The organism is Photorhabdus akhurstii (assembly GCF_018448925.1).
Lineage (GTDB): Bacteria > Pseudomonadota > Gammaproteobacteria > Enterobacterales > Enterobacteriaceae > Photorhabdus > Photorhabdus akhurstii.
Genome location: NZ_RCWE01000004.1, coordinates 160743 through 177611 on the forward strand (window position 1 = coordinate 160743; position 16869 = coordinate 177611).

The 16869-nt window shown below is 40.5% G+C and carries 14 protein-coding genes; 5 read left to right on the forward strand and 9 right to left on the reverse strand.

Going from position 1 to position 16869, the window contains the following annotated elements; translation table 11 throughout:
• Positions 1-7: 7 nt before the first annotated feature.
• The gene (xseA, locus tag EAE93_RS07390) at positions 8-1387 is read right to left on the reverse strand and encodes an exodeoxyribonuclease VII large subunit (protein ID WP_214039411.1); all 1380 of its coding nucleotides are present in this window, start codon (positions 1385-1387) and stop codon (positions 8-10) included.
• Between the two features lie 172 nt (positions 1388-1559).
• Here xseA and guaB point away from each other — a divergent pair, with 172 nt between their 5' ends.
• Positions 1560-3026: an IMP dehydrogenase gene (guaB, locus tag EAE93_RS07395; protein WP_214039412.1), complete on the forward strand. Its 1467-nt coding sequence runs from the start codon at positions 1560-1562 to the stop codon at positions 3024-3026.
• 73 nt (positions 3027-3099) lie between these two features.
• Positions 3100-4677, forward strand: a complete 1578-nt coding sequence (guaA, locus tag EAE93_RS07400) for a glutamine-hydrolyzing GMP synthase (protein ID WP_214039413.1) — start codon at positions 3100-3102, stop codon at positions 4675-4677.
• Between the two features lie 101 nt (positions 4678-4778).
• On the opposite strand, the gene EAE93_RS07405 is transcribed toward guaA, so the two are convergent.
• Positions 4779-5039, reverse strand: coding sequence for a helix-turn-helix domain-containing protein (locus EAE93_RS07405; protein ID WP_214039414.1), 261 nt, complete (start codon positions 5037-5039; stop codon positions 4779-4781).
• A gap of 190 nt (positions 5040-5229) precedes the next feature.
• Between EAE93_RS07405 and EAE93_RS07410 the strand changes: the two genes are divergently transcribed.
• Together EAE93_RS07410 and EAE93_RS07415 are read left to right on the forward strand one after the other, a co-directional pair.
• On the forward strand, positions 5230-5523 hold the full coding sequence (locus tag EAE93_RS07410) for an addiction module antidote protein (protein ID WP_040153348.1): 294 nt from the start codon (positions 5230-5232) through the stop codon (positions 5521-5523).
• 111 nt (positions 5524-5634) lie between these two features.
• Positions 5635-6519, forward strand: coding sequence for an IS982 family transposase (locus EAE93_RS07415; RefSeq protein WP_214039415.1), 885 nt, complete (start codon positions 5635-5637; stop codon positions 6517-6519).
• A gap of 179 nt (positions 6520-6698) precedes the next feature.
• On the opposite strand, the gene EAE93_RS07420 is transcribed toward EAE93_RS07415, so the two are convergent.
• Both EAE93_RS07420 and EAE93_RS07425 read right to left on the reverse strand, forming a co-directional pair.
• Positions 6699-10574 (reverse strand): SIR2 family NAD-dependent protein deacylase, encoded by a 3876-nt coding sequence (locus EAE93_RS07420; RefSeq protein WP_214039416.1) that lies wholly within the window; start codon positions 10572-10574, stop codon positions 6699-6701.
• A gap of 286 nt (positions 10575-10860) precedes the next feature.
• Positions 10861-11043 (reverse strand): hypothetical protein, encoded by a 183-nt coding sequence (locus EAE93_RS07425; protein WP_040153353.1) that lies wholly within the window; start codon positions 11041-11043, stop codon positions 10861-10863.
• Positions 11044-11382: 339 nt separating this feature from the next.
• Here EAE93_RS07425 and rlmA point away from each other — a divergent pair, with 339 nt between their 5' ends.
• Positions 11383-12201: a 23S rRNA (guanine(745)-N(1))-methyltransferase gene (gene rlmA / locus EAE93_RS07430; protein ID WP_214039417.1), complete on the forward strand. Its 819-nt coding sequence runs from the start codon at positions 11383-11385 to the stop codon at positions 12199-12201.
• A gap of 80 nt (positions 12202-12281) precedes the next feature.
• Here the strand turns inward: rlmA and mntP are convergent, their stop codons facing one another.
• The 5 genes from mntP to manX form a co-directional block, all read right to left on the reverse strand.
• Positions 12282-12863, reverse strand: coding sequence for a manganese efflux pump MntP (gene mntP, locus EAE93_RS07435; protein WP_044467173.1), 582 nt, complete (start codon positions 12861-12863; stop codon positions 12282-12284).
• A gap of 425 nt (positions 12864-13288) precedes the next feature.
• Positions 13289-13747, reverse strand: coding sequence for a DUF986 family protein (locus EAE93_RS07440; RefSeq protein WP_214039418.1), 459 nt, complete (start codon positions 13745-13747; stop codon positions 13289-13291).
• 66 nt (positions 13748-13813) lie between these two features.
• Complete coding sequence (locus EAE93_RS07445; protein ID WP_214039419.1) at positions 13814-14680, reverse strand: PTS mannose transporter subunit IID; 867 nt, start codon at positions 14678-14680, stop codon at positions 13814-13816.
• A 13-nt stretch (positions 14681-14693) separates the two neighbouring features.
• Positions 14694-15494: a PTS mannose/fructose/sorbose transporter subunit IIC gene (locus EAE93_RS07450; RefSeq protein WP_036781969.1), complete on the reverse strand. Its 801-nt coding sequence runs from the start codon at positions 15492-15494 to the stop codon at positions 14694-14696.
• A gap of 75 nt (positions 15495-15569) precedes the next feature.
• Positions 15570-16553, reverse strand: coding sequence for a PTS mannose transporter subunit IIAB (gene manX / locus EAE93_RS07455; protein ID WP_110086447.1), 984 nt, complete (start codon positions 16551-16553; stop codon positions 15570-15572).
• Positions 16554-16869: the final 316 nt, after the last annotated feature.

Consider the following 16869-nt stretch of genomic DNA (forward strand, 5'->3'; position numbering starts at 1 on the left):
AAGGCCACTATTTCAGATTCAGATTTGCAGATCGTCTTTTCCGTTCTTTCTTGATTTTCAATACCTCACTCTCAATCCAGCCATCTTGTAAACGGGTATTCAGGACATCACCAACACGTACCTGTTTGGTTTGTTTTAGTAATTTTCCATCCGATGTTTGACTAATGTTATAACCACGAGCCAGTGTTGCCAAAGGGCTAACCGCTTCCATTCGTGAACAGGAAATGGCAAATTTTTCTCTGGAACGACTAATTTGCCTCTCAATCGCTTGTCTTAACCGAAAATCTTGTTGTTGAATCTGTTGGCTATACTGGTGGATCTGCGGACTAGGTTCAGCGTACCAGAGCCGTTGCTGTAATTTCTCATAAGTCAGGCTGCTTTGCTTTAAGTACCGTTGCAAACTGTCAGTGAGTCGCTGGCGTAAACTGATCAGTAAGTTTTGCTGACGCGCTAGTCGTAAATGAGGATGTTGCTGTTGTAAACGATGAGATACCAGACTGAAAACACGCTGTTTCTGGGCAAAGAAGTAGTCCATTGCCATTTCCAGCCGTTGTTGCTGCGACTGAATGTGACGTAACAATTCGAGCTGATTACGGCTGACTAATTCAGCCGCCGCTGAGGGTGTCGGGGCGCGTAAATCTGCTACAAAGTCAGCAATGGTAACATCTGTTTCATGACCGACCGCACTGACTATCGGAATATCACTGTGAAAAATGGCTCTGGCGACGTGTTCGTCGTTGAAACTCCATAAGTCTTCTAAAGAGCCGCCTCCGCGTCCGACAATCAGTACATCACATTCCTGCCGTTCATTGGCTAATTCAATAGCTCGGATAATCTGTAACGGTGCTTCTGTTCCCTGAACCGCTGTCGGATAAATGATGATGGGCAGTGATGGATCACGGCGCTTTAAAATATTCAAAATATCATGCAGGGCGGCGCCACTGGTTGAAGTAATTACACCAAGCTGTTGAGCCGGGGATGGCAATGGTTTTTTATGGCTTTGGTCAAATAACCCTTCTGTACTGAGTTTTTGTTTCAATAGTTCAAACTGTTGCTGTAACAGACCATCACCGGCGGGTTGCATACTTTCAACAATAAGCTGATAGTCCCCTCTTGGCTCATAAAGCGTAATTGCCGCACGAACCAAAACTTGCTGACCATTTTGCGGCCTGAATGTTACCCGTTGATTGCTATTGCGAAACATCGCCGCTCGCACTTGGGCACGTTCATCTTTTAGCGTGAAATACCAGTGCCCGGAGGAGGGCTGAGAAAAATTGGATATTTCAGCGCTTAGCCAAATTCTGCCCATTTCCATTTCAAGCAGTTGCCGAACCGTCTGATTGAGACGGCTGACAGAAAAAATTCCAGTATTAAAAAGTAGTGACATGTGAGAAAGATCAAATTTCAAAACAATAACTTAATGTGCTGATACTAACCTGCATCATGAAGTAAGCAAGAAATTTTTTAATAAAATGCTGGAGGCAACCGATTACGTTCTGTATAATGCCGCGGCAATATTTTATCCCTTAAATTTTCAGCAGCTTGGTGAGATATTGCTTATGTTACGAATTAAAAAAGAAGCTTTAACCTTTGATGATGTTCTGTTAGTTCCTGCTCACTCTACTGTTCTACCTAACACTGCTGACCTGTCTACTCAACTGACCTCCACCATTTGTCTAAAAGTTCCAATGTTGTCTGCCGCTATGGATACTGTCACTGAATCCGGTTTGGCTATCGCATTGGCTCAAGAAGGTGGCATGGGTTTCATCCATAAAAATATGTCTATTGAGCGTCAGGCAGAAGAAGTTAGCCGAGTCAAAAAACATGAGAGTGGTGTTGTGACAGATCCAGTCACTGTGGCACCTGAAACAACGCTGCGTGAAGTTAAAGAATTGACAGAACGTAATGGTTTTGCGGGTTATCCGGTTGTCACTGGAGGAAATGAGTTGGTTGGTATTATTACTGGCCGTGATGTCCGTTTCGTTACCGATTTGGATCAGCCTGTTACTGCGGTAATGACGCCTAAAGAGCGTCTGGTGACAGTAAAAGAAGCTGAAGCCCGTGAAGTTGTGTTGCAGAAAATGCATGAAAAACGTGTTGAGAAAGCGTTGGTAGTTGATGAGGATTTTCATCTACTCGGCATGATCACAGTTAAAGATTTTCAGAAAGCAGAACGTAAGCCTAACGCCTGTAAGGATGAACGTGGTCGTTTACGTGTTGGTGCCGCGGTTGGCGCCGGCGCTGGCAATGAAGCGCGTATTGATGCATTGGTTGCCGCTGGTGTTGATGTTCTGCTTATTGATTCCTCGCATGGTCATTCAGAAGGGGTACTGCAACGTATCCGTGAAACTCGTGCTAAGTACCCAAATCTACAAATTATTGGTGGTAACGTGGCGACTGGGGAAGGTGCAAAAGCGCTGGTAGCGGCAGGCGTCAATGCGGTTAAAGTCGGTATTGGTCCCGGTTCTATCTGTACTACCCGTATTGTTACCGGTGTAGGAGTGCCGCAAATTACGGCTATCTCTGATGCCGTTGAAGCGTTGGAAGGCACTGGTATTCCAGTTATTGCTGATGGCGGCATTCGTTTCTCTGGCGATATTGCCAAAGCTATCGCTGCGGGAGCGTCGTGCGTTATGGTGGGTTCTATGTTGGCAGGGACAGAAGAATCACCAGGAGAAATTGAGCTGTACCAAGGACGTTCATTTAAATCTTACCGTGGCATGGGATCATTAGGGGCGATGTCCAAAGGCTCTTCTGATCGATATTTCCAAACTGATAATGCCGCAGACAAGCTGGTACCGGAAGGTATTGAAGGTCGTGTTGCCTACAAAGGCTTGCTGAAAAACATTGTCCATCAGCAAATGGGAGGCTTGCGCTCCTGCATGGGTCTGACTGGCTGTGCAACTATTGATGAATTGAGAACCAAAGCAGAATTTGTTCGCATTAGTGGTGCTGGCATTCAGGAAAGCCACGTTCACGATGTCACCATTATCAAAGAGTCTCCAAACTACCGGTTAGGTTTGTAATCCATATTTATTGTGGCCCGTATAAGGGCCGCTTATCTTTATTTGTTACTTGTTTTTTTGGAATTCACCGCACATGACAACTAATATCCATCAGCACCGCATTCTTATCCTTGATTTTGGTTCGCAATACACTCAATTGATTGCTCGCCGTATCCGTGAAATCGGGGTTTATTGTGAACTTTGGGCATGGGATGTCACTGAAGAGCAAATCCGCGAATTCAACCCAAGCGGTATTATTCTTTCCGGTGGTCCGGAAAGTACTACAGCACAAGGAAGTCCCCGGGCTCCTGAATATATTTTTAACGCGGGCGTTCCGGTTCTGGGCGTTTGCTATGGCATGCAAACGATGTCAGTACAATTCGGTGGTAAGGTAGAGGATTCTACTGAACGTGAATTTGGTTATGCTCAAGTTGAGATTAAAGCGGAAAGCGCATTATTCCGTGGAATTCAAGATTCATCAAATGAGCAAGGTAAACCATTATTGGATGTATGGATGAGTCACGGAGATAAAGTTACTGCAATTCCTAAAGACTTTATCATCATCGCCAGCACTGATACCTGTCCATTTGCCATCATAGCGAATGAAGAAAAACGTTTTTATGGCGTACAATTCCACCCGGAAGTCACCCATACCCATCAGGGGCAGCGTATATTGGAGCGTTTTGTACTGGATATATGCCAATGTGAAGCGTTGTGGACACCTGCTTCTATTATCGAAGATACCGTTGTACGCCTGCGTGAACAGGTTGGTGAAGATCACGTTATTCTGGGGCTGTCCGGTGGTGTTGATTCATCTGTCACTGCATTGTTACTGCATCGTGCAATTGGTGATCGCCTGACCTGTGTATTTGTTGATAACGGCTTACTGCGTCTGAATGAAGCTGATCAGGTGATGGAAATGTTTGCCGGCAAATTTGGGCTGAATATTGTTCATGTCCCAGCAGAAGATCGCTTCCTTGCTGCACTGGCCGGTATCCATGATCCGGAAGAGAAACGTAAAACGATTGGTCGTGTATTTATTGAAGTCTTTGATGAAGAGGCAAGTAAACAGACTCAGGTCAAATGGCTGGCGCAAGGTACTATTTATCCAGACGTCATCGAATCAGCGGCATCTGCGACAGGCAAAGCACACGTTATCAAATCTCATCATAACGTAGGTGGTTTGCCGGAAGAGATGAAATTGGGTCTGGTGGAACCGCTGAAAGAGCTGTTTAAAGATGAAGTACGCAAGATTGGTTTGGAATTGGGATTGCCTTATGACATGTTGAACCGTCATCCATTCCCTGGCCCAGGTTTGGGTGTTCGTGTATTGGGTGAAGTGAAGAAAGAGTACTGCGATCTGCTACGTCTGGCTGATGCTATTTTCATCGAAGAGCTGCACAAAGCTGATTTGTACAACAAAGTCAGTCAGGCGTTTACCGTATTCTTGCCGGTTCGCTCCGTGGGCGTAATGGGGGATGGTCGTAAATATGACTGGGTTGTTTCGTTACGGGCAGTAGAAACGATTGATTTTATGACCGCACATTGGGCGCATTTACCATACGATTTCCTAGGCCGGGTTTCTAACCGGATCATCAATGAAGTCAATGGAATATCAAGAGTTGTCTATGATGTCAGCGGTAAACCACCTGCGACTATTGAGTGGGAATAAGTCCTCAGAGTCTATAGACATCGGTTGAAGCCTAAATTAAAAGCACCAATAAAACTAAAGCGTTTTTTGGTGTTTTTATCTATGATATGCACTGTGGATATTCACTTTAGGTTATTGTTAAGACTTGGTTTTTTCAGCTTTATTTTGTCTAGAATCTGGATTGGGTTTAGTGACAACAAATGGGCTATATGCACAAATTCCACGACATCCAGTCTCCTTTCACCATTTTCAACTTTGGCTATAAATGATTGAGGGCGGCCAAATGCTTGGGCCAGTTTTTCCTGTGTAATGCTTTTTTCCAAGCGTGTTTCGCGTAATAATCGGATAACATGCTGATATTCTTCTGAGTAAATCGAGCTCATTTGTTTTGTCTTAATAAAAAATACTAAGATAGGATATCTCTTATTTGCAAAAATATCCAAAATAAGAAAAAAACTTCACCGGCTAAATATCAAGAAACTCAGGTTTGAAGTCTTTAGGGCGATAATAAAAGCATATAAGATAAAGACATTAAACTGGTTTTATAATTAGCTCACAGTTGGAAGGAAAAACATGGTGAATGAACAGTTTACTCGTTGGGATTCAACAGAATACCTAAAAACTAAAGTTGACATGGCTATGTATTTGAATGCCTGTATTGAAGAAGCGGGTGATGATCCTGCCTTTATTGTGCGTGCATTAGGTACGATTGCGCGTGCGCGTGGTATGACTCAGGTGGCAAAAGATGCCGGTCTGTCTCGTGAGAGTTTATATCGAGCGTTATCTGGTGACGGAAACCCTGAGTTTGGCACTATTCTGAAAGTCGTTAAAGCATTAGGTCTAAAACTCCATGTGACAGAGGAATAATATTGATCATAGGTAAGTAACCCGAATTCTGGATAAGAAATTGACGAGAAGCCTGTTCCAGGAGCAAAGTTTTGGTGCAGACCCAAAAACAGCTCCGAGGTGGAACAGGCTATGGACAACTTAGTTGAAATTTTCTGTGATGTCGATGATTTTTGCCGTTTTTTCATCCCTCAATGGGAACAATTTTGTCTCGATAGCGGGCATCTTTTACGCCGCCGACAAGGTCACATGTCTCCCAGTGAAATCATGACCATTTTGATCCTTTTTCATCGGTCGCATTACCGGGATTTTAAACATTTTTATTTAGAACATATTTGGAAATATCACCACAACTATTTTCCCACCTTACTCAGCTATCCCCGTTTTGTCAGTGTGGCCCCTTCCGTTTTGGTACCACTATGCAGCTATCTGACGCAATTAAAAGGAAAACCCACAGGCATTGCTTTTATTGATTCCACCTGTTTGAGTGTCTGCCATAACATTCGCATTCCTCGACATAAGGTCTTTGCGGGGATAGCCAGGCGCGGAAAAAATTCAATGGGATGGTTTTACGGTTTCAAATTATACCTGGTTGTCAATCATCAGGGGGAAATTTTGGCGCTTAAAGTCACTGCCGGTAATGTCGATGATCGGGAACCTGTTCGCGAGTTAACAGCAGAATTAACGGGTTCTCTGTACGGCGATAAAGGTTATCTCAGTCAGGAATTGGCTGACGACTTAGCTAAAGCGGGACTCACTTTCATCACCCAAAAGCGCCGAAATATGAAAGCTCACCTGCAAGCTGAGTGGGATAAGATAATGTTATCAAAGCGTTTTATCATTGAAACGATTAATGGGCAATTAAAAACTATTTCTCAAATAGAGCATTCCCGCCACCGAAGTATAAAAGGCTTTCTGTTGTGCGTTTTAGGTGGATTGATTGCTTACTGCCTTAAATTGAAGAAGCCATCACTGAAAGTTTTCTACTCAGAAGAAGATTTTTCAATGACGGCTTAAGCAGAATTCGGGTTAAGTAATGAATGACCTGCTATTTGCCAGCTTGCTGTGGAGAAAGGGAAAATTGAAAGGAGTGAACTATACTGGTTACAGAGCAGGTTCACTCACTCCTTTAGGGATGTTGCAGTTAACGCCATATGCAAAGCTACAGATTCGTAGAGACTGTTATTTGTATTAGTCTAGCGATACTCCCACTTATATTTAAGCTCAATGAATTTGCTGTCAGAACCTAAGCTGGCATCAGCTTTTTCCATTTTTTCAAGCCATTTCTCAAAATCATAAGGCCATTTTTTTACATCCTCAGGTAAAATTTTGGATAAGACCGCTATTGTTTCTTTTGGGAATTTTTTAACTATTGCTTCATTTTTAATATGATACATTAAGGATTCACCATTGTTCGTGCATGTTAAGAAAGGCAGAACAATATCTATTAACTCTGGAAACATAGTTTCTTGAGAAAATAAAAGACGGGCAATATTTTCTGTTGTTTTTGGTGATTTTATTGCTTTTTGATGAGGCCAAACATGGGTAAAAAATTGAATTATTAAAACTCGCCATTGTAAAAAATTTTTATTATCAGGTTCATCTTTTGAAGAAAGCCACCATAGCAACAATAGGATTTTATGGCGTAATTTCTCATCACCATAAACAAGTGCATCTCTAAATTCAGAATCGGAAATAAATTGCTTTGATTTCTCATACAATTCACTAGCCCAACCGAATAATAAAAAATTTGCTATTGAATTTGTTTGATGCTCAGAGTGAAATGACACGCTATTACGTAAAAAGCCTAGTAAAAATGGTTTCAAAGTATCATACAACTGAGAGCTTCTGGGGTAGGTTTCTCCCCAGAAATAGCCATTCCAGAATGCTTCCTTCTCGTCTGGCTCACCATTTTCAATAACATGTAACAAATTATTATTAGTCCACACTGGAATATGGTGATGTAACCAAATTAGTTGTTTAGCTAAATAGACTAAGGCATATTTCCTAGAATCACCTGATAAAATATTCAAATGTTCAATATGAGAAAGCCATTGTTGAGATAATTTATCTTCTAAATGGAAGTTTTTTAGACGAGAGTCTTTAAACAATATATGTGCGATTGATGATATGGGAGAGTTTTCAGCTTCTGGAGTCCAATCGCGCCGTTCTCTTTTAATTTCGATGGTAGTAATAGGAATTGGCATTATCCCTATAATATCAATAAGATGCTTTAATAATGCATCATAGATATCAATATCTATAGAAGCTAACTTTTCATTTATAGACGAAACCCAAGATAAAACAGGATCAATAATTGAAACTAAATCTTCGTTAGAAGAGGACATCATGTGTCTTGCAATAAAACAAATGAACTTTCTTTTATCATCTTTTCGCGATTCAGACGACAGGAATTTTCTCCATATTTCTTTGGGATACTCCTTTTTCTCTTTAGCCCAATATCTTAGTACGGAAAAAGCCCTTAATGGATATTGCTTTGATAATCCTTTAAAAGGGTCGTTCCTATCTAAAAAGATCCGTTCAACAGAATTAAATTCTAAGACTTTAGGAATAATATCCCTTATAGGAATATCCAATAATTCATTACAGTTAGATTCAATACTTATATACCCACCTTTCGGTTCCATAGAAGTAATGGCATTGTCTGCTAGCCCAATTTCCCATTCAGGATATATATTTTGAAGTTTTCTAACACGCTCTTTTATATCAATATAAAGATTACAGCCTTTACTCTTAAGCCAGAATATTCTATTTAGGATACTATTAGCTTGCCATTTATCTCCTAGATTACTATCTATCCATGCAGGAATGAGCCTACCTTTTAATAAACGCTCAATAATTTCAATGCATTCATTCTCTCTTAATTCATCCCATCTATCTGCAAGTGTCAGCATCAGGTCTCTTTGATTATGTTCGTTCCAAAATTCATCATCGCTTAATGCATTGATAAGTGGGTAAAAATCGGAAGAGGGGACGATTTCAGGCTTACATGCAATCCATATACGAAGTTGTGAAAATATGGGGTTATTTCTGGGCCAACTCAAGAATTCGTTTCTTGCTTCATACAGGTCTAGTTGAATTAACCTTTCATACAAATGTACGTATCGCAATACGTATCCTGCCAGCCCGACATCTCTTATACTTAGACCTAGTTCTATACTGCTATCCTCTCTAATTGGTGATAACAAATGCACTGAGTGAGGTATCCTTTTCTCTGATTCTAACGAACAAGCGTATTCAATATTTTTCCTCAGTTCTGGAATCACTTTAATTAGTAAAGAGTTTGGGATATTAATTGCGTCAAAATGGTGTTTCTCTATATACCGTACATCTAATTCCAGAAATTCACGAAGCTCAGTTATCGTATTAATTGGAGGAAGAAGGCTATTTATTTTGCTAGATACAGCTAAATATGGGCGCATCAGTTTTACATATTGACGGAACGTCACTTCATTCCAACCGTATGTTTTAATTTCGTGTGATAGACTATACCAGTGGCGATCAAAATCTTCATCTTTATATTCATATTGCCAAGACTCAATTAGGTATTGCCAGATTTTGCTAATTTCACTATCTACTTTATTCTCTTTGAGTTTCTGTAAAATATAATGTTGGATAGTTGGTTCAAGATAATTTTGTTTCGTTGCCCACCATATGGCTGCTGGTCGATGAGCTACTTTTGCAAGCCAGACACCAAGAAACCATTGTCTACTAGATAACTTTGAGTTTCCATATTCAGATGTTGTTCTGAATGAAGCAAAATGTTTCTTGCTTAACTCTTTAATATCATCATGATGTGGTTGAAACGCATCCCATGCTTTTTTAGCTATTTCTCTATCTATAACTTCATTATTATTTTGATAAATATCAGGTGTTTTATCAAAGTCTAAACCGTATAAAGTGAAAGGTTCAGGGGAAGTGTTACATCTCAAAGGCCAGCGGCTAGAGTGTGTAGCAAGTCGTATACGAGAATCAAAAACACATAACCATTCTGCAGAAGGTGGATTATCGACAAGTGCAAACTTCTCCATACCTTTTGAAGTAGACACAATATGAGCAATTTGTCCACGTTCGTGGGGTAAGAGATTGGTTGGGCCACGTCGAGCCATCTCTATAGTTTCGCTATACCATTGCTCTACGTTCTGCGCTCTTTTCGCCCAAGCATCTAATGTCTTCCAAAGAGCGGTATGTTTATCTTCAGGACTATAAGCAATCGCTTGAACACCCTTATGTTCCCATAGTTTTCTTGCTTCTTCTATGGTTCCAGATTGAAATGCATATACATTTTTTGCTTTTATCAGGTTTTTATTAAGTCCTTCGAGCAAATATTGCATTGGGGGATCATTTGCAGAATAGCCAATAAATACAACTGTATATTTAGAAAAAATTTCTCGAATAAAGTTCGTGGCCCAACCATCAGAAAGATAGGCTCTTCCAAACTCTGAACCTGATAAAACAAAACCATTGCCTTCTGCACCAATGTAATCGGAGTTAGATCTTCCATGAAGATATACCAGTCCATCAATTAATTCATTTTTGGATAAAGCCGGTAAATTTGGAGGTAGAAAACACGGAATCTCTGTCAAGGAACACTCATTGAATAAGCGATCAAAGTTAGTTGTAATTAATTGCACTCGACCTTCGGGTGTAGTGGCAAGGTCTAACAATAATTTATGTGCAGATGTGTCAACTGTGTCCGATGGTTTCAGCACTTGAGCTACAGTTTTTTCAATTAAATTCGTTTCGAACTCTTGTTCTAATAAGCTGAATATCCGATCTGTTGAAATAAGAGTTGATGCATAAGAAGGTAATTCAACTTCATTTCCTTCCTTATCTTTTAACCCTTTATTCAGAAAATCATAAAGTTGACGTGCTTGGCTATCATTAGTCGTTCCGAGTAAATCAATAACTTTCTGTGCCAATTGAAAAAAACTAGGAAGTTTAGCTTTAGCAAGAGATACCCCTGCGCCACAAAAGAAAACCACGTGCCCTTGATCACGGGCAAGTAATAATTCATCAGGAATAAGTGGCCCATCTTGAATAAACCGCAATTTTTTCTCCTTATATTGCAAATAATTTCATTATACTTTTTTATCATTTACCTTGGAATAAGGCAACTTTTTTCCACCCCATGTTTGTGTTTCTGATATTGTTCATAAAGCGTTAATAAATAAGATTCCAAAATAGCGCTACATCATATATTACCCATAATTCTATGTATAACAATGGGTTGAAGAAGGTCATGTGTAGCAGAATTATGAAACGTTATTTATCTCTGAATCAAGCAATTGATAATATAATAGATTGATATCACCTTGATTAGATTGCTTAGCTATTTTAGGGTGTTTTTCGGTGACTATTTTTCTCATATATCGTCTCTTTCCCTGTAGATAATATAATTTCATCATTGAATTGCTTTAGTACAGCGGCAAAGTCCGCACGGACTTTATCCAGATCATCCGCTAAAGTATCAACGTCACTTTTCTGTGGGATAAAATCCAAATAGTTTGTATTGGGCATAATATTGAATTTCGGTGAAATTGATCTTAATTTATTAAAATATTGTATGAAAATATTTATTATATTATCCGCATTATTAGTTGTTTCTATTAGTTAAATAATTTATTAGCAATGATGTTTTCTTAAGTTTTGATTGAAGAATCATACCTGATAAATAGATTTATGCCATAGAAATATTGCGAGCCGTTTCAAAAAAAGGACTGAAAATAATGGAATATAATTTCATTCAAGATAATGATTAGTCGTTTATATAGAATTATTAATTAGTATGATTTACGACGAAAAGTATCAGAATATGCTATAGTGCCGGCTGGTTTTTGCTTATATTTTTGGAATCTTATGTCTTATCAATGTCCTTTATGTCATCAATCTTTATTGCTCGCTCGACAGCAATGGCGCTGTGAGAATAATCATCAGTTTGATTGTGCTAAAGAAGGGTATGTTAATTTGATGCCCGTTCAACATAAAAAATCCAAGGAACCGGGGGATAGTCCGGAGATGATGCAATCAAGAAGAGCGTTTTTAGATTCAGGGCATTATCAACCATTACAACAACGGGTTTCGGAATTACTGGAGAAGTATCTGCCAGAAAATGTAGAGAGTTTGTTGGATATAGGATGCGGTGAAGGTTATTACACCGCTGCGGTTGAAGCGCAATTAAGCAAGAGACGTAATTTTAAAATCTATGGGTTAGATGTTGCTAAGATCGCAGTTCGTTATGGAGCTAAGCGTTATCCGGCTGTTAGCTTTTGTGTTGCGTCGAGCCATCGTTTGCCATTTGCCGATAAATCGCTTGCCGGGGTATTAAGGATTTACGCGCCTTGCAAAGCGGAAGAACTGGCAAGGGTGGTTAAGCCACAGGGAATTGTTTTGACAGTCACCCCAGGTCCTCGCCATCTTTATCAGCTCAAGGAGTTGATTTATCAAAATATTCATCTTCATCCATTGAAGGCAGAACCGTTGGAAGGATTTGAATTGATAACCGATGAATCGTTATCTTATCCAATGAAATTAGATGGCGTACAAGCGTATCATTTATTACAGATGACACCATTTGCCTGGCGAGCAACAGAGGATGTGAAAAAAGGATTGGCAGATAGACCGTTGTTTGAATGTGAAACTGATTTTATACTGCGGGTCTATCAACGCCTTAATTGATCAAGATTTCAGCCCAAAATATAGCGTTTAACAGATATACCCTATGGACTTACGGGCATAAATATTTTGGGCTGGTAGCGCTATTTGGCGTACATAAATAATTCGAGATGTTCAAACAAGATATTGAAGCCAATTGCAATCAGAATTAGCCCACCAATAAGTTCAGCACGTTTGCCTAACCGTGGGCCAATATAACGGCCAATTAACATGCCCAATGTTGCCATAATCATTGTCATCATTCCGATAGCCATCGCAGTATGCACGATATTGACTTCAAGGAACGCTAGCCCAATACCAATTGCCATTGCATCCAGACTGGTGGCAATGGCTGTTGTTATCAACACAATTGAATTATGGCGGCAGGGTGATTCACACTTTTTTTCCTGCTTTGCTTTGAAACTCTCTGTAATCATTCTACAACCCAGAATGAATAACAGAGTGAAAGCAACCCAGTGATCCCACTCCATAATATATTGGCTGGCATAAAGCCCTAGAGACCAGCCAATCAATGGGGTACAGGCTTCTGCCAAACCAAATATTAAACCTGTACGGATTGCTTCACGAAAATGCGGTCTATGTAGTGCGGCCCCTTTACAAATTGAAGCAGCAAAGGCATCCATTGAAAGTGCTAAAGCTAGGATGAGGGTTGCGTACATATTCATTAATATAGCCTCGGTTGGGTGTTTCCATATACATATAACCCACCCCCAACCAATGATGGTGCTATATGCAATGGTCTTGCCAACCGAATTAATAGCTATCTCATTAGACTATTTCATTTGCTATTTTGAGCAACAATAATGCCTGTTAAGATAGCAATAAGGCTACCCGCACCACGTTTATTTTGTAACGAGCGTGTTGATACGGGCTTTTCAGAGAAATTAACTAAATCGTTTCTCTGAAACAGGCTACTCCCCATGACAATTTAAAAGATAGCACAATAATTCAAAAAGGGAAAATAATATTATTTTTAGGGTTAATCAATGATATTGATAATAATTATCATTATCTATTTTATGGGAAAAATAAAAGCCAGCGTATAGCTGACTATTTATTACTTATTTGCTAATTCATTATTGTTTCTTATCTATCTGTTATCGATAAGGAATTTATAAATTCTTTCTAAATCATCAAGTTGGTTTACTGATATATATAATTTCTTGTTTTCTAAACCAATAACCAGGATGCCATCTTCAGATAAATTCATGGTTTTTATCCGGTTATAGGAAATAAAGGTGTTTGCATAGAAGAAACCGTTATTCTTAAACAATAATTTAGGCGAACGTATATAGGCAATATAAATAGTCACCAGGATAGTAAACAGTAATAAATATGTGGTTAAACGGCTACCATAGGCGGTAATATTGTTATAAACAACAATAAGTATAAGGATAATAAAGATGAGTGCATCAATTTTGTGTTTTCTTTTTAGCTTTATTTGTAAGTAAGTTTTCCCTTTCAGTAAGTTAACCACGAATTCATCATAAACAGCAAAAGCTAGCATTAGTACGATTAAGCCAGCTAATACTATATCATTAAGGCTCATTCCTTATCCCTATATTGTTATAAAAAAGAAAAGATGGGGAGGAGTTCCTCCCCGAATGATATTGTACTAGAGACCAAGGAAACCAAATCTGGCGCCAATAATCCCCAGAATAAAGAAGCCAATAATGATCCACAGGGCATTGACTTTATGCCGTAATAACCACATACAGGCAAATGTCAGTAAAAGGGGTACCAGGCCCGGCATCAACTGATCGAGGATATTCTGAACTGTGGTTATTGTCGTTTCACCCGTCTGTTGGTTAGGAATTTCTGATACAACCAACGGGATATTGACTTTCGTCCATTTATTGACTAATGCCCCCATGACAAATAGGCCAAGGATTGACGCTCCTTCCGTCATTTTTTGCAGGAAGCCACCACCCATATCCTGAACGATATTGATCCCTTTCTTATAACCATAAGAGATACCAGAATAGAGAACCAACAGGCGTACAAGGTTGAATAAGAAGAAGAACAAGACAGGCCCAAGCCAGCTACCGCTCATTGCGAGGCCAGCACCCAAAGCAGCAAATACTGGGCGGGCTGTTCCCCAGAAAATAGGGTCGCCAACACCGGCCAATGGTCCCATCAGACCAACTTTGATACCGTTGATTGCACCATCATCAATGGTTGCACCGTTAGCACGCTGTTCTTCCATTGCCATAGTGACACCCAGTACAGGCGCAACGACGTAGGGGTGAGTGTTAAAGAATTCAAGGTGGCGTTTGAGCGCCTGTTTACGTTCATCGGTATTTTCTGGATACAAACGACGAAGAGCTGGCACCATAGAGAAGCAGAAGCCTAGGGCCTGCATACGTTCAAAGTTCCATGAACCTTGAAACGCATTAGAACGGAGAAATACACCGCGGATATCACTGGGCGTCAGTTTTTTCTGGTCTGCTGTCTGAGCAGCCGTTTTTGTTGTATCTAACATGTTGCTCATCCTTTTAATCTAATTCGTTATCAAGATCGTTATTGGTGTGTCCGGGGGCGGCAACTACCTGAGATTTGTTATATTTAGGGCTTAGCTGAATGTACAGCACGGCCATAACAATACCAATAATGCCTAATGCAACCAGGTTAAATTCAGTGAATGCCGCTGTGACGAAGCCGAGGTAGAAGAAAGGCATTAGGTAGCCGGCGCGCATCATGTTGATAACCATTGCATAACCCACAACGACGATCATCCCTCCTGCGATGTTCAAGCCATCTGTTACCACTTTTGGAATAGAGGCAAGTAACTGCTGGACTTCGTTGGTGCCAACCGATAGTGCAACGATCAGGGCAGGGATGGCGATACGCATAGCCTGGAGCAGTAATGCGGATAGATGGATAAAGCTAATCGCACGCAGGCTGCCACGTTCTGCCGCGTTGTCAGCCGCATGCTGGAAGGCGACTGTGATGGTACGTACAATGATAGTCAGAACTTGTCCTGCCGCGGCTAGTGGAATGGCCAAGGCGATACCTTCACCGATATCACGACCACCGGCGATGACCAGAATCGTTGAGATGATTGATGCTAAGGCCGCATCCGGGGCAATTGCAGCACCGATATTCATCCAGCCAAGGGCGATCATCTCTAGCGTACCACCGATAATGATACCGGTTGTCATATCACCAAGAATGATCCCGATTAAGGTGCAGGCCACGAGTGGGCGGTGGAATTGAAATTCATCAAGAATGGAATCCATTCCGACTATACAAGCTACGATGAATATCAATGTAATTTGAACAACGGTAATTTCCATTGTTTGTCTCCTGTAACCAAATTAAATTTGGTGAGAAATTTTTATCATTGAGAAATTTTTGTCATTGAGTAATAGTTAAATTGCTCTGATCTGGTTTTCGTTTTTAACCTTCTGGAGTAGATCCATCATTTGTAGACGGCTGTCACTGGCAACCTTACGGGCTTCAAGCTCAATACCTCGTTCATCTAGTTTTTTGAAGGCTTCAATATCGGTTTCATCAACGGATATTGCGTTGTTAACTTGTGTTTTCCCTTGACGGAAAGCCATTCCTCCGATGTTGACAGATGTGATATCGACACCATCCTCGACTAAACGCAAAACATCTGTTGGGTTTGTAAACAGCAACATGACACGTTCATTGGCATATTTCGGGTTGTTATAAACGCGAACACATTTTGCAACATCAACAACGTGAGCACTGAGCCCCGGCGGAGCAACTTGTTTTAGTAAGGTGGTACGGACAGTATCGGCAGCAACTTCATCGCTGACGACAATGATCCGTTTGACATTGGTTTCTTTTGTCCAACGAGTAGCGACCTGACCATGAATGAGGCGGTCATCAATTCGGGCCAGTGCGATTTTCATATGACCACCAGTTGATGGTGCAAATGAAGGCGCCGCAACGGATGCTACAGGCTTGGCTGGCTCAGTTTTTTGAGGTTCTTCTGTTTTCAGGGCCCGGATGCCTTCTTTCCCTGTTTCCAGAGCAACAGAAACCAGCTCTGTCAGAGATGGGTCATCATCTCGACACATAAAGGTTTCAACCAGCATTGGAACGTTAACACCAGTGATGATCTCATAATTCTCTTTATCTACGGCGATACGGCTAGCCGCATTGAATGGACTTCCTCCCCATGTATCGACAAGAAACAGTACACCTTGCTCTGTATTAAGCGTTTCGAGTTTACTGTTGTATTTTTCAAATAAAGTATCGGCATTTTCACCAGGAACGAAGTCAATGTAGGAAACATTTTCTTGCTCTCCAATTAACATCTCTGCGGTACGAAGCAGTTGCTCAGCCGCAGCCCCGTGCGTGCCAATCATAATGGCTATACTCACTTGTTTTCCCCTCTGTTAACAATATATACCCGTTATCTTTCAAGTTGCCTCTTTGTTGGCTGCATTCACTCACCTCGGTCACATAGTTATCTATATCTATGCTCCCGGGGATTCGTTCCCTTGCCGTCGCGATCCATCTTGAAATCCATTGGGTATCAACGCAGGATTATTACAAAGTTACTGCAATAATTTTGATGAATCATTCCTCCAATAAAAATCTTATTTGTATGAATAATGACCTTTTATCAATATGATACCTAAATATTTGACTTGATTTAGACTTTATCTCTTATTGACTGAAAAAATCGGCTGTTAG